General features: G+C 68.7%; 9 protein-coding genes. 5 read left to right on the top strand and 4 right to left on the bottom strand.

Annotated features, from left to right (window positions below):
• Positions 1-11: 11 nt before the first annotated feature.
• Together E3T24_RS04665 and E3T24_RS04660 are read left to right on the top strand one after the other, a co-directional pair.
• On the top strand, positions 12-311 hold the full coding sequence (locus E3T24_RS04665; RefSeq protein ID WP_134368250.1) for a hypothetical protein: 300 nt from the start codon (positions 12-14) through the stop codon (positions 309-311).
• A gap of 34 nt (positions 312-345) precedes the next feature.
• Positions 346-1,080, top strand: a complete 735-nt coding sequence (locus tag E3T24_RS04660; protein WP_134368249.1) for an alpha/beta fold hydrolase — start codon at positions 346-348, stop codon at positions 1,078-1,080.
• Between the two features lie 13 nt (positions 1,081-1,093).
• Here E3T24_RS04660 and E3T24_RS04655 read toward each other — a convergent pair whose 3' ends face one another.
• Both E3T24_RS04655 and E3T24_RS04650 read right to left on the bottom strand, forming a co-directional pair.
• The gene (locus E3T24_RS04655) at positions 1,094-2,143 is read right to left on the bottom strand and encodes an AI-2E family transporter (RefSeq protein WP_134368248.1); all 1,050 of its coding nucleotides are present in this window, start codon (positions 2,141-2,143) and stop codon (positions 1,094-1,096) included.
• A 64-nt stretch (positions 2,144-2,207) separates the two neighbouring features.
• On the bottom strand, positions 2,208-3,818 hold the full coding sequence (locus E3T24_RS04650; RefSeq protein ID WP_134434336.1) for a hypothetical protein: 1,611 nt from the start codon (positions 3,816-3,818) through the stop codon (positions 2,208-2,210).
• Positions 3,819-4,069: 251 nt separating this feature from the next.
• Between E3T24_RS04650 and E3T24_RS04645 the strand changes: the two genes are divergently transcribed.
• Together E3T24_RS04645 and E3T24_RS04640 are read left to right on the top strand one after the other, a co-directional pair.
• On the top strand, positions 4,070-5,860 hold the full coding sequence (locus E3T24_RS04645) for a hypothetical protein (RefSeq protein WP_134368246.1): 1,791 nt from the start codon (positions 4,070-4,072) through the stop codon (positions 5,858-5,860).
• Entirely contained in the window at positions 5,857-6,825 is a 969-nt protein-coding gene (locus E3T24_RS04640) for a tetratricopeptide repeat protein (protein WP_134368245.1), read from the top strand. The genes E3T24_RS04645 and E3T24_RS04640 overlap by 4 nt, the downstream gene beginning before the upstream one ends.
• A gap of 224 nt (positions 6,826-7,049) precedes the next feature.
• Here E3T24_RS04640 and glgB read toward each other — a convergent pair whose 3' ends face one another.
• Positions 7,050-9,272 carry a 1,4-alpha-glucan branching protein GlgB gene (gene glgB, locus E3T24_RS04635; RefSeq protein WP_134368244.1) on the bottom strand — a complete coding sequence of 741 codons (2,223 nt, stop codon included), beginning with the start codon at positions 9,270-9,272 and terminating at the stop codon, positions 7,050-7,052.
• Positions 9,269-11,266 carry a maltotransferase domain-containing protein gene (locus tag E3T24_RS04630; protein ID WP_134368243.1) on the bottom strand — a complete coding sequence of 666 codons (1,998 nt, stop codon included), beginning with the start codon at positions 11,264-11,266 and terminating at the stop codon, positions 9,269-9,271. The genes glgB and E3T24_RS04630 overlap by 4 nt, the downstream gene beginning before the upstream one ends.
• 198 nt (positions 11,267-11,464) lie before the next feature.
• On the opposite strand from E3T24_RS04630, the gene glgP reads away from it, so the two are divergent.
• Entirely contained in the window at positions 11,465-14,029 is a 2,565-nt protein-coding gene (gene glgP, locus E3T24_RS04625; RefSeq protein WP_134368242.1) for an alpha-glucan family phosphorylase, read from the top strand.
• Positions 14,030-14,166: the final 137 nt, after the last annotated feature.

Raw genomic sequence — 14,166 nt, 5'->3', positions numbered from 1 at the left:
AGACTGTGCCCATGGCCCGCAGCAACCGACCTCGTGGCCGCAAGCCGGCCGGGTCGGGCGAGCCGGATGACGGCCTGTCCCGTCTGCGGGCCGGCTGGCGCCGCACGGAATCCGGGCGCGACGGCCTCTGGACCGTTCAACCGGTGACCGGTGCGCAGGCCGTCAAGGCCTATGTCTGCCCGGGCTGCAGCCTGCACATCGCGCCCGGACTCGCCCATGTCGTCGCGTGGCGAAACGACGGCCTGATGGGCGAGGCCGCCGACCTGGCGGCCCGCCGGCACTGGCACACGCACTGCTGGAAGATCAGATAGGGATGCCGCAGCGGGCATCCGAGAAGGAGAAACCGTGAGTTCGAGCGTGGTCGAGATTCGCGGGGGAGTCGAACTGCCGGCGGTGCGCGAGCAGATCGAGTTGCACACCGGCGATGGCCTGACCCTGGTGGGGGAGCTCGCGACACCGGTGGGCCGCCCCCCGGTGGCCACTCTCGTCACCCTGCATCCCTTGCCCACGCACGGCGGCTTCATGGACTCCCACCTCCTCCGCAAGGCAGCCGGCCGGCTGCCGGCCCTCGCCGATCTGGCCGTCCTGCGGTTCAACACCCGCGGTACGACCTCCCCGCGCGGCACCAGCGGGGGCAGTTTCGACGGCGGGGACGCCGAGCGCGAGGACCTCGCGGCGGCCATGGCCTTCGTCGCCCAACGGGGCCTGCCGAACCCCTGGCTGGTCGGCTGGTCCTTCGGCACCGAACTGGCGATCAAGTACGGTCTCGAGCACCCGATCCGGGGCGCCATCCTGCTGTCGCCACCCCTGCACCGGGCGTCGGATGCGGATCTGGCCAGGTGGGCGGGGAATGAGCGGGCCCTCGTCGCCATCATCCCGGAGCACGACGACTACCTGCGGCCGGAGGAGGCCCGTCAGCGCTTCAGCAGCGTGCCGGGCACCCGGTTCATCGCCGTGGACGGCGGGAAGCACCTGTGGGTCGGGGAGAGCCAGACGCGCCGGGTCCTGGACGAGATCGTCGCCGTGGTCAACCCGGCGGCCGCACCCCTGCCGACGGAGTGGACCGGCCCGCTCGCCTAGCCGAACCGATTCGTCAGAGTTCGTTCTGCCTCGGCACGACGACCTGCTTGATGATCATGATGGCGGCCGCGGCGACGGGGATGGCGATCAGGGCGCCGAGGATGCCGAGCAGGCTTCCGCCGGCGAGGGCGGCCACGACGACGAGCGCCCCTGGTACGGCGACGGCGCGGTTCATGATGTTCGGGCTGAGCAGGTACGCCTCGACCTGCATGTAGATGAGGTAGTAGATCGCTGCGACCAGGGCCGTGAACGGCGAACTGCCGATCCCGGGGATCAGGCAGGTCAGCACGATGATGATCGAACCGGTGATGGTCCCGATCAGGGGAACGAGCGAGAACAGGAAGGCGATCAGTGCCAGCAAGGCCGGGAAGGGGGCCCCGATGATGGACAGGAAGATGAAACTGAGCACGCCGTTGCACAGGGCCAGGGCACCCTGCCCGATCACGAAACGGCCGACGGCGGTCGTGATCTGCTCGCTGAGGTCGGCGAACCGCTCCCGCTTGGACGCCGGCACCAGCTGGTACATCGCGTGCTTCATGCCGTTCAGGGAGGCCGTGAAATAGAGCGTGAGAATGAGGATGATCAAAGCGCCGAACAGGCCGCTCACCACGGCGATGCCGGACTGGATCACCGTGGACGTGATCGAGGTCAGGTTCTTGCCGAGGAAGTCAGTCACCGAGGTGACGATCTTGGAGACCTCCAGGCCGGGGAACTGGTTCTGCAGGTCGGTGAGGAACGTCGAGGAGTTGACCGACTTCACCAGGTCGGGGATGGCTTTGGAGAGCTTGGACACCTGGTCGACGATGATCGGGGCGACGGCGAAGACCATGCCGGTGAGGACGCTGAGTACGACGGCCAGAACCGTCAGGATCGCCCACCGGCGCGGGAACTTTTTCTTCTCCAGCCAGGACACGGCCGGGTCGAGTCCGAGCGAGAGGAAGAGCGCGGCCCCGATGTAGGTGATGATCGTCTGCAGCGTGACAACGGAGGAGATGATCAGTAGTCCGACGCCGACGCCGAGGGTTCCGATCAGGCCGACTCGGAATGCATTTTGAATCTTCACGTGCTCCCCCATTGGCGACGACTCGGCGTCGGTTCTCATCGTCGGTGCTGCTGCTGCTGGTGGACTACTCGTCCGAGGTGACTCTCTCCGCCTGGGTGAGCAGGCCGCGCAGGCTCTCGAAGTAGCCGGCCACCGCGTCGCGCTCAATCCTAATCTGGGACAGGCGCTCCTCCGCGTCCTCAACGAGAACGCGTGTGCGCGATTCCGCCTCCGTCACCAGAGCGCTCGCGCGGGCCTCGGCCTCCCGCACCGTGCGTTCCGCGGATTCCTCCGCGGTCTTCTTCACTGCTCGGGCCTCGTCTCGGGCGTCAGCGTCCAGCTGGTCGTTCAGGGCGCGAAGTTCGGCCGTGCGCTGGGTGGTCTCGGTGAGCTGCCGGGTCGCGTCGGAAATGAACTTCTGCGTCTGGGCGACGGCCTCCTGGTGACGGGTCAGGTGCCCCTGCTCTGCTTCGTCCCGGCGGGCCTTCAGCTCCATGTCCAGGTCGGCCCTGGTCTGGTCGATCTCCCGCTTCAGTTTCGCGGCCTCGTGTTCGCCGCGCTTGCGAGCGGCCGTCAGGTGATTCTCGAGGTCGATGCGCAGCTGCTCGCTGTCCGCGGCAAAATCGGCCCTGGCCTGTTCGTGTTCGCGCCCGAGATCTGCCCGGGCCTGCTCGGTCTCGGCAGCCAGGTCGGCGCGCGCCTTGTGGGTCTCGTGCTCCAGGTCCGCCCGCCTGCGATCGAGGTCCCTGGCCAGGTCGGTCTGGGCCTGGTCGGCCGCGATCGCCTGGTCGGCGTGGGCCTGCTCAAGTTCCCTGTCGAGGTCGGTGCGGGCCTGCTCGATCTCGGCCGCGAGGTCGGTGCGCGTGGCCTCGGTCTCGTGGGCGAGGTCGATTCTGGCCTGCTCGGTCTCCCGGGCAAGGTCGACGCGCGCCTGCTCGGTCTCGGCCGCGAGGTCGATTCTGGCCTGCTCGGTTTCGCGGGCGAGGTCGGCGCGCTGCTGGTCGAGTTCGTGGGCGACCTCGGCCCGGGTCAGCTCCGTCTCCGTCGTCAGGCCGGCCGCGATCTCCTGCGCCTCGGTCGCTTCCCGCTGGGCGACCACGCGCACCTCGGCGGCCTCACGCTCGGCTTCGGAGCGGATCGCGGCGACCTCCCGCTTCACCGTGGACCGCAGCTCGGCCGCTTCGGTGGCCACGGCGCCGCGGATGGCGGCCGCGTCGTGCATGGCGTCCTGGGTCAGCGTCGTGGAGTCGTCGTGGGCGCGGGCCAGGAGGTCGTCGGCCTCGGCGATGGCGTCGTCCATGATGCGGCCGGCCTTCACGCCGGCATCCGAAAGAACGCGGTCGGCGTGGTCTTTCGCCTCACGGCGCAGGGTCTGCACTTCGCTGGCAGCGGATGCGCGCAGCCGCTCGGCGTCGATGTCGGCCTGGGCGATGACGCGGGTCGACTGTTCCTCCGCGACGCGGAGGGTGTTCTCCAGCTTGGTGCCGAGTCCGGAGAAGGTGGGGCTGCCCACTTCCTCGATTTCGGCGTTCAGGTCCTCGATGTGGGCGGTGAGGCGTTTGATCTCCTTGTTCGCTTCGGTGCCCTGGCTGTTGGCCTGAATAAGGTCGCGACGGAGACCCTGGATGGCCTTGTCGACTTCTTCCCGGTCGTATCCACGGAAAACCTGGGTGAAATCAGCTTCGTCGAGTGCCACGCTATCTCCTCAAAATGGGACTCGGACCCCCGACCACGGTGCATCGGGGGGAGTCTCGTCAATTTTAGTATGTTGGGGAGGGGGCGGCCGGTCCCAGTTGAAGGACTATTAGGCAGCTCTCAGGGGCAACCAGTATCGTGAAATGTCCTGTCTGCTGCTCCCCGGGCCCAAAACCGGGCAGTGCCCGCCCCAAGCGTGTGGTGAGCGGCGGGCAACACAGGAGGGTTTACGTGCGTTTTCTTATTGCCATTGTGGCATTCGTCCTTGCGGCCGGGATGATCGTTCTCGGCATCGCCCAGCGGACGGTCTTTCTCGAACCGGCATCCACCAGCCTCAGCGCGACCATCGCGGACGAGGCCCGGTACGCGGTGATCGAGTCCAGTGCGCTGACCGCGTTCGACGGCAGCCAGACCGTCACCGTCACCGGTGCCGACACCGTCTTCCTGGCTTACGGGCGTTCCAGCGACGTGAAGGCCTGGCTCGGGGACTCCCCGTATGCGGACATCCGCCAGGCCAGGAACGCTCCCCGGCTCAGCAGCAAAATCGTCGAGGCCCCCGCGGCCGAAGCGGCCGACGCGGCATCATCGGAGACTGCTGCGCCCGTGGCCGAGACGATCACCAACCCGGCGGGGTCTGACATGTGGCTCCAGGAATTCACCGCCAAGAAGACCCTGACCACCACTGTCCACGTTCCGGAGGGCATCTCCCTGATCGTCGCGTCCGACGGCACCGCGCCCGCACCGACGACGGTCACCCTGTCCTGGCCCGTCGACAACTCCACCCCGTGGGCCGGCCCGCTGATCGCGGGCGGCGGGATCGTCGCCCTCCTCGGCTTGGTCATGTATCTGCTGGCCCTGCTGCACCTGCGCCGTTCGCATGGCCCGCGCCGCAACCTGCCCCGCGGCCCGCGGATGCCCCGGCTCCCGCGGGTGCCCCGTCCCAAGGCGATCAAGGCCAGCGAGATCACCGGCTCGCGTCGGTCGGTCACCCGCTCCATGGTCAGGGTTGTCCCCGTGGTCCTGGTGTCCGGCCTCCTGCTGAGCGGGTGTTCGGCCGACTTCTGGCCGAGCGCGCCGTCCGCCCCGAAGGCGTCGGTCACCGCGACTCCCGGAGCCACCGACCTCCCCGCGGCCGAGGACGTGCCGCCGCCCGCCGTCTCGGTGCCACAACTGGAGCGAATTGTTTCCGACATTTCCAGACTCTCCACCGACGCCGACGCGAAGCTGGATGCGGAGGCCATCGCGACCCGGTTCACCGGTCCTGCCCTCGCGGAACGGCTGGCCAACTACAAGGTGCGCGCCGTGGACCCCGCGCTGAAGGCCGTGCCGGCCCTTCCGGCCGCACCGCTCACGCTGAAGCTGCCGCAGCAGTCCTCGAACTGGCCGCGGGTTGTCCTGACCGTGATCCAGGACAAGGCCGCGCCCACCGTGGCCCCGCTGGCGCTGGTGCTCCGGCAGGAGAGCCCGCGGGCCGACTACCTGGTCGAGTACGCGATGCAGCTGGAACCGGCCGCGAAGGTTCCCGACGTGGCGCCGGCGAGCATCGGCGCGCCCATCATCGCGCCCGACTCCAAACTCCTGGCCCTGCCGCCGGGTGAGGTCGCCGCGGCCTACGCCGACATCCTGATGCAGGGGGAGGCCAGCCCCTCCTTCGGTCTCTTCGAGGCGGAGGGGGACACCTTCCGCACCCAGGTGGCCACCCTCAGGGCCGACCGGATCGGCAAGCTCTCCAAGACGGCGTCCCTCGAGTTCGCGACCGCCGTCGGGAAGGGGTCGACGGTGGCCCTGGCCACCAACGACTCCGGCAGCATCGTCGCGGTGAGTCTGACCGAGACGGAGACGGCTAAGATCCTCGATGGCGGCGCCACGGTGCAGACCGAAGGGGCCAGCAAGGCGCTTTCGGGAGTGGAAAAAACCGCCAAGGGCATCCAGAGCGTCTACGGTGACCAGCTCCTCTTCCACGTTCCGGCAGCCGGTTCGAAAGAAAAAATCGTCCTCCTTGGCATCGCCCAGGGCCTCATCTCATCCTCGGAGATTCCATGACCACTGTCCCCCCGTCCGGAATGAACATGCGCGGCGCCGTCGACCTGTCGTCCCTGGTGAACCGCCCGGCCGCTCCGGTCCCCGGTGCGCCGGCCGCACCTGCGGGGGCGCCCGTGCCGGTGCCGAGCCTGATTCTTGACGGCACCGACGCGAACTTCGGAGAGGTGCTGGAACTGTCCATGACGGTGCCGGTCATCGTCGACCTCTGGGCCGAGTGGTGCGAGCCGTGCAAGCAGCTCTCGCCCGTGCTCGAGAGGCTCGTCGCCGAGTACGCCGGCAGGTTCGTGCTGGCCAAGGTGGATGTCGACACCAACCCCCAGCTCACGCAGGCGTTCCAGGCGCAGTCGATCCCGACCGTGGCCGCCGTCATCGGCGGCCAGCCGGTGGCGTTGTTCAACGGGGCGCTGCCCGAGGCCCAGGTGCGCGAGGTCTTCGAGCGTGTGCTCGAGCTCGCGTCGGAGCACGGAGTCACCGGGACCGCCGCCGCGCCCGCAGTCGGTGCGGGAGCCGCCGGAGACGCCTCCGAGGCGCCGGTCCCGGCCGAGCCGGAGCTGCCGCCCCTGCACCGCGAGGCCTACGACGCGATCGAGCGTGGGGACTACGAGGCAGCGATCGCCCTCTACAAGACCGCGCTGGCCCGCGACCCAAGGGACACCATGGCCGTGGCCGGCCTGGCGCAGGTGAGCCTGCTGGCCCGTCTGCACGGCAAGACGATGGCCGAAATCCGTGCGGCCGCCGCTGCCGCTCCCGGGGACCTCGATGCGCAACTCCTGGTGGCGGACCTCGATCTGTCGGGCGGCCACATCGAGGACGCCTTCGATCGGCTGCTCGAGCTCTTCCCCGCGCAGGAGCCGGTCGGCAGGAACAAGATCCGGGAGCGCATCCTCGAACTGTTCGAGGTCGTCGGCCAGGACGACCCGCGGGTGCCGCCCACCCGCTCGCGCCTCACCGCGCTGCTCTACTAACCGACGCCCCGAGCCCATACCCAGAGGCGACGCCGTCGACCCAATTCGACGGAGATTCTGCTCTAAAATCGCCGTTTGGTAGGGTTTGGGGCCGATTCCGGCAGAATCTCCGTCGAATTCGTTCGGGCGGCGACGCTTGGGCGCACGCAGCTGAGGCCGCGAAAAGGCCCCTCGGCATCGTCGAGGGGGCCTTTTCGCGCTTTCGCGGACTGAGCGCGTCGTCGTTAGCGGCGCAGTCGCAACCAGAGGCCCGCGAGGGGCGGCAGGCTGAGAACGACGGATGCCGGGCGGCCCGCCCACGGGGTAGCCGAGGCTTCCACGGCGCCCAGATTTCCGACCCCGGAACCGCCGAACTCCTCGGCATCCGTGTTCAGGATCTCCTCCCACACGCCCGCGAACGGCAGGCCGACCTGGTAACCGATGTGCGGTTGACCGGAGAAGTTGAACAGGCAGGCGACGGGGTTGCCGTCGTTGTCCCAGCGCAGGAACGAGACGACGTTCTGCGCGGCCGCGCCTCCGTCGAGCAGCTCGAACCCGCTCGCGTCGTAGTCGCGCGCCCAGAGGCTCGCGTTGGCCCGGTAGACCCGGTTCAACTGGCCGACCAGGTTGAACAGGCCCCGGTGGGCCGGCTGGTCGAGGGTCCACCAGTCGAGGCCGCGCGCCTCGCTCCACTCGGAGCGCTGCCCGAATTCCTGGCCCATGAACAGGAGCTGCTTGCCGGGGTGCGCCCACATGAAGGACAGATACGCGCGCACGTTCGCGAGCTGCTGCCAGGAGTCGCCGGGCATCCTGGAGACGAGGGAACCCTTGCCGTGCACGACCTCGTCGTGGCTGATCGGCAGCAGGAAGTTCTCGCTGAAGGCGTAGACGAACGAGAAGGTCAGCTCGCTGTGGTGGTGCGCCCGGTACATCGGGTCCACGCTCATGTACTCGAGCGTGTCGTGCATCCAGCCCATGTTCCATTTGATGCCGAAACCGAGGCCGCCGCCCGACGTGGCGGCCGTGACGCCGGGCCAGTTGGTGGACTCCTCGGCGATCATCACCGCGCCGGGATTGCGCTTGTAGGCGGTGGCGTTGATCTCCTGCAGCAGGCTGATCGCCTCGAGGTTCTCGTTGCCGCCGTGGATGTTCGGCTCCCACTGACCGTCCTCGCGGGAGTAGTCCAGGTAGAGCATCGAGGCGACGGCGTCCACGCGCAGGCCGTCGATGTGGAACTCCTCGAGCCAGTACAGTGCGTTCGCGACCAGGAAGTTGCGCACCTGCTTCTGACCGAAGTCGAAGACGTAGGTGCCCCAGTCCATCTGCTCGCCGCGGCGCGGATCGGGGTGCTCGTACAGCGCCTCGCCGTCGAACCGGGCCAGGGCGAAGTCGTCCTTCGGGAAGTGACCGGGGACCCAGTCCATGATCACGCCGATGCCGGCCTGGTGCAGCCGGTCGATCAGGTAGCGCAGGTCGTCCGGGGGGCCGAAACGACTCGTCGGCGCGTAGTAACCGGTGACCTGGTAACCCCAGGAACCGCCGTACGGATGCTCGCTGAGCGGCATGAATTCGACGTGCGTATAGGCCAGCTCGTCCAGGTACGCGATCAGCTCGTCGGCCAGGTCCCGGTAGCCGAGGCCCGGCCGCCAGGAGCCGACGTGCATCTCGTAGATGCTCATCGCCCGGTCGTGCGGGTCGGAGGCCGAGCGCTCGGTCAGCCAGCCGGCATCCCCCCACTCGTAGCTGGTCTCGCCGATGACCGACGCGGTCTTCGGCGGGATCTCGGTGTACCGGGCCATCGGGTCGGCCTTGCGCACCCAGTCTCCCGACTGAGCGAGCAGCTCGAACTTGTAGTTGGAGCCGGCGGCCAGCCCGGGCACGAACAGCTCCCAGACGCCGGTGCTGCCCATGTTGCGCATGGAGTGCAGCACGCCGCTCCACTGGTTGAAGTCGCCGATCACCCTGACCGCCTGCGCGTGCGGAGCCCACACAGCGAAGGACGTGCCGGAGCCGGTGCCGAGCGGTCCCACGCGCGGCCGGTAGTGCGCGCCGAGCACGTCCCAGAGACGCTCGTGCCGCCCCTCGCCGATCAGGTGCAGGTCGAGCTCGCCCAGGGTGGGCAGATACCGGTACGGGTCGTCCACGATCCAGGTGGGGGCGTCGCTGTAGCGCGTCTCCAGGACGTAGTCCTGCAGGCCGAGGGTGCTGACACCCTGCCAGATACCGTGGCTCAGGTGTGCCAGCTCCACGTGGGCACCGGTCGACAGCACCGCGATGACCTCGGTGGCCAGCGGCCGCAGGGCACGGATGACGGTGAGCGGGTCGCTGACGCCGGCGGTGGCGAGCAGGTGCTGGCCCAGGACCTCGTGTGGGTTGTAGTAGCTGCCCGCCGCGACGGCTTCCAGGACGTGCGCCGGGATCACCGGCATGTCGGCTCCGTCGGTGGGACGGGGATGGGCGTGCTTCATGTAATCGGTCCCTTCACGTGCAGGATGTGCACCGGTTCGGTGAATGCGTCGAGGCGCACGAAGTTGTCGGCAGACCAGTTCCAGACGGCTCCGGTGACCAGGTCTTCGACCTCGAACGATCCGCCCTGCGGAATGCCGAAGCGGGTGACGTCCAGGTGTACGACGGTCTGGCGCACCGAGTGTGGGTCCACGTTGGCCACGATGATCAGCGCGTCGGACCGGCCGGTGCCGGTGAATTCGGCGTCGAGGAACTTGCTGTAGACGAGGATGGCCTCGTCTTCGCTGCCGTGGATGTCGAGGTTGCGCAACTGCCCGAGGGCCGGGTGCTCGGCCCGGATACGGTTGAGCAGGGTGAGGTAGGGAGCCAGGGACGCGCCGCGTGCCTCGGCCGCCGCGAAATCGCGCGGACGGTACTCGTACTTTTCATTGTCGATGTTCTCCTCGGCGCCGGGACGGGCCACGCTCTCGAAGAGGTCGAAACCGCTGTACACGCCCCAGGTCGGCGCCGCCGTGGCCGCGAGGGCGGCCCGGATCTTGAACGCCGCCGGGCCACCGAACTGCAGGTATTCCGACAGGATGTCCGGGGTGTTGACGAACAGGTTCGGCCGCAGAAAGTCGGCGGTCTCATGGGCCAGGCCGTCGAAGAATTCCGACAACTCCTGCTTCGAGTTGCGCCAGGTAAAGTAGGTGTACGACTGCTGGAAACCGACCTTGCCCAGGCCCTGCAGCAGGGCCGGGCGGGTAAACGCCTCGGCGAGGAAGACGACGTCCGGGAACTCGGACGTGATCTCGTGGATCAACCATTCCCAGAAATCGAGCGGCTTGGTGTGCGGGTTGTCGACCCGGAAGATGTTGATGCCGACGCCGATCCAGTACCGCACGATCCGGAGCACCTCCGCGCGGATCCCGGCCGGGTCGTTGTCGAAGTTGATCGGGTAGATGTCCTGGTACTTCTTCGGCGGGTTCTCGGCGTAGGCGATCGACCCGTCGGGAAGCGTGGTGAACCATTCCGGGTGCTCGGTGACCCAGGGGTGGTCGGGGGAGGCCTGCAGGGCCAGGTCGATCGCGATCTCCAGGCCGTTGCCCCGGGCGGCGTCGAGGAACGCGGTGAAGTCGTCCACGGTGCCGAGATCCGGGTGGATGGCGTCGTGTCCGCCCGCGGCCGATCCGATCGCCCAGGGCGATCCGGGATCGTTCGGCCCGGCGTTGAGGGTGTTGTTGGGGCCCTTGCGGAACGACCGGCCGATCGGGTGGATCGGCGGCAGGTAGACGACGTTGAAGCCCATGGCCGCCACTCCGGGGAGACGGCCGGCGGCCGTGCGGAAGGTTCCGCTCTGCCACGTCCCGTCCGCGCGCCTGACCGCGCCCTCGGAACGGGGGAAGAACTCGTACCAGGAGCTGACGCCCGCGCGGGTGCGTTCGACGAGCACGGTGCGGGACTCGGAGAAGGCTTCCAGCCCGGCGAGTGGGCGCACGGCTGCCGCGGCGTTGAGCTTCTCGTTGGAGATCACCGCGAAGCGCGCATCCGGGGACTTGGCCGGATCGACGAGTGTCTTCGCCGCCGCCGTGAACAGACGCCGCTCGGCCAGGGGCCGGGTCTTGTCGGCGGCCGCGCGCTGGAGGAGGTCGGATCCGATCAGGTACATCAGCTCCACGTCGACCCCGGCCGGGATCTTCAGGGACGCGTTGTGCTGCCAGGTGGCCCAGTCGTCGGCGTAGGCCCGCACCCGGTACTGCCACCGGCCCTGGCTGCCGAGGCCCACGGTGGTCTCCCAGCGGTCGGTTCCCGGCACGGTCAGGGACATCGGATGCTGCGACCGGGTGCCGTCAGGCGCGGTCAGCAGGAGCATAACGCCGATCAGGTCGTGGCCCTCACGGAATGCGGTGGCCTTGAACGGCACCGCTTCGCCGACGAAGGCCTTCGCCGGCCACAGATTGTCGTTCACCTGCGGGGAGAGATCGAGGATCGGGATGCGCCCGAACTTCGGCGTCATCGGTACCGTCGTCCGCGACGTCGGCGGAGCCGAAGGGACGTCGGGGACGTCCGGGATCCGGGCGGGATTTGAAGGAGTTTCAGGAGCCGCGCCTGCGCGTTTTGCTGTCTTAGCCACCCAATGACCGTATCGCTATTTGTCCGCCCAATGCTGTCCTCCTTAACGCAACCGACACATCACGGCTCTAGGCTGGATAGCGTGAAAGCAATCCGCAAATTTACCGTCCGTACCGTGCTGCCCGAGTCCCTTGGCGCTCTTGACGAGCTGGCCGGCAACCTCCGCTGGTCCTGGCACGAGCCGACCCGTCAGCTGTTCGAACACATCGCCCCGGAGTTGTGGCGCGAGACCGGCACCGACCCCGTCGCCCTTCTGGGCGCCGTCGACACCGCGCGGCTCGCCCAGCTCGCCGCGGACAGCGATTACGTCGCCTGGGCGAACTCCACCCGGGACGAGCTGCGTTCCTACCTGCAGGAGCCGCGCTGGTACCAGGGCCTCGAGGGCGAGAAGCCCGCCTCCATCGCTTACTTTTCGCCGGAGTTCGGCATCGCCGCCGCCCTTCCGCAGTACTCGGGTGGCCTCGGCATCCTCGCCGGAGATCACCTGAAGAGCGCGTCCGACCTCGGCGTGCCGCTGGTCGGTGTCGGCCTGTTCTACCGGGCCGGCTACTTCAGCCAGGCCATCTCGCCCGACGGCTGGCAGCTGGAAAGCTACCCGCTGCTCGACCCCGACGGCCTGCCCCTCTCGGTTCTGCGCCGGGCGGACGGCTCCGCCGTGCAGGTCTCCCTCGCACTGCCCGATGACCGCACCCTGCACGCGCGGGTCTGGCAGGCAATGGTCGGGCGCATCCGTCTGCTGATGCTCGACACGGACATCCCCGAGAACGCCGACGACCTGCGTCTGGTCACGGACCGCCTGTACGGCGGCGGAGGCGAACACCGGCTGCTGCAGGAACTGCTGCTCGGCATCGGCGGCGCCCGCGCGGTCAAAATTTGGAGCAACCTCAACGGCCAGGCCGACCCCGAGGTGTTCCACACCAATGAGGGCCACGCCGGATTCCTCGGCCTGGAGCGCATCTCCAGCCTGATCGGCGAGGGCCTCAGCTTTGCCGAGGCGCTGCAGGTGGCGCGTGCCGGTACCGTGTTCACGACCCACACGCCCGTCGCGGCCGGCATCGACCGGTTCGAGCGCAGCCTGGTGCGGCGCTATTTCGAGACCGACCTGCTGCCGGGCGTCGCCGTCGACGACCTGCTCGCCCTTGGTGCAGAGAACTTCCAGGACGGCAACCCCGACGTCTTCAACATGGCCCTGATGGGCCTGCGGCTCGGGCAGCGCGCCAACGGCGTCTCCAAGCTGCACGGCGAGGTCAGCCGGGTGATGTTCAAGGGACTGTGGCCGGGCTTCGACGCCGTCGACGTGCCGATCGCCTCGATCACGAACGGCGTGCACGCACCGACCTGGACCGACCCGGCCCTGATGGCACTGGCGCAGAGCCGCCTGGGCACCAGCGACACCTCCGAAGCCGACTGGGCGTCTCCCGCCGTGTCCGACGAGGACCTCTGGCAGGTGCGGGGCCAGATGCGCCGGCAGTTCGTCGAGGACGCCCGCCGCCGGATCGCCGCCGCCTGGCTGGACCAGAACCCGGGCAGCATCGTGCCGTCCTGGATCGGCAAGGTCTTCGACCCGAACGTGCTCACGATCGGGTTCGCCCGCCGCGTGCCGACGTACAAGCGCCTGACCCTGATGCTGCACGACCCGGAACGGCTGCGTGCGCTCCTGCTGCACGCGGAGCACCCGATCCAGATCGTGATCGCGGGCAAGTCGCACCCGGCCGACGAGGAGGGCAAGCGCCTGATCCAGCGGATCGTGCAGTTCGCCGCCGACCCCGCCCTGCGCACCAAGATCGCGTTCCTGCCCGATTACAACATCGGGATGGCCCAGCTGATGTACCCGGGCACGGACGTCTGGCTGAACAACCCGCTCCGCCCGCTGGAAGCGTGCGGCACCTCGGGCATGAAGGCCGCCCTCAACGGCGCCCTCAACCTCTCGATCCTCGACGGCTGGTGGCCCGAATACTACGACGGCAACAACGGCTGGGCGATCCCCACCGCGGATGCCGCCGGTGACGCGGCCGAACGCGACCGACTCGAGGCCGACGCGCTCTACGAGCTGATCGAGCACCAGGTCGCCCCGAAGTTCTACGACCGCAACGCCGACGGAGTGCCCGAACGCTGGGTGGGGTCGATCCGGCAGACCCTCGCGAAGCTCTCACCCGAGCTGAACGCCGGCCGGATGGTGCGCCAGTACGTGCAGGAGCTGTACCGGCCCGCCGGGCTCGCTGAGGCGCGCCTCGCCGCGAACAACTACCGCGCGGCCCGGGAACTCGCGGCCTGGAAGGGCCGGATCGTGTCGGCCTGGCCCGGAGTCGCCGTGACGCACGTCGAATCCGGCGGCGTCGCAACGGTGCCCCAGGTCGGCGACGAGCTGCACCTGCGAGCCCATGTGCAGCTGAACGGGCTCACTCCCGAGGACGTGACCGTCGAGGTCGTCTACGGGAAGAGTCTCGCCAACGACGACCTGAGCAACGTCTCCGCCATGCCGCTGGACGCGGACGCCGAAGCCCGGCCGGGTGGCAGCCCGACGCTGTTCACCGGCACGCTCGAACTCGACCGCGGCGGCGCATTCGGCTACACGGTGCGGGTCGTTCCGCGCAACGCGCTGCTGGTCAGCCCGGCCGAGATGGGACTGATCGCCGTCGCCAGCTAGCACTGCCCGCGAGCGCTGCTCGGCGAGCGCTGCTCGGCGAGCGCTGCTCGGCGAGCCGCCCCTGCATCCGCGCGGCAGGTTCGCCGAGCCGTGAGTTTCGCCCCCGTTTTTTGAGTTTTTGGGGTCGTTGCTCACGG

The sequence above is a fragment of the Cryobacterium sp. TmT2-59 genome (assembly GCF_004403545.1).
Taxonomy (GTDB): domain Bacteria; phylum Actinomycetota; class Actinomycetes; order Actinomycetales; family Microbacteriaceae; genus Cryobacterium; species Cryobacterium shii.
The sequence above is the reverse complement of the archived record's forward strand: the minus strand, read 5'-3'. Positions and strand labels throughout refer to the sequence as shown.

Coding starts and splice junctions, on each gene's coding strand:
- E3T24_RS04640 (WP_134368245.1), top strand. CDS start 5,857: ATGACCACTGTCCCCCCGTCCGGAATGAACATGCGCGGCGCCGTCGAC.
- E3T24_RS04630 (WP_134368243.1), bottom strand. CDS start 11,266: ATGACGCCGAAGTTCGGGCGCATCCCGATCCTCGATCTCTCCCCGCAG.
- E3T24_RS04665 (WP_134368250.1), top strand. CDS start 12: ATGGCCCGCAGCAACCGACCTCGTGGCCGCAAGCCGGCCGGGTCGGGC.
- glgB (WP_134368244.1), bottom strand. CDS start 9,272: ATGAAGCACGCCCATCCCCGTCCCACCGACGGAGCCGACATGCCGGTG.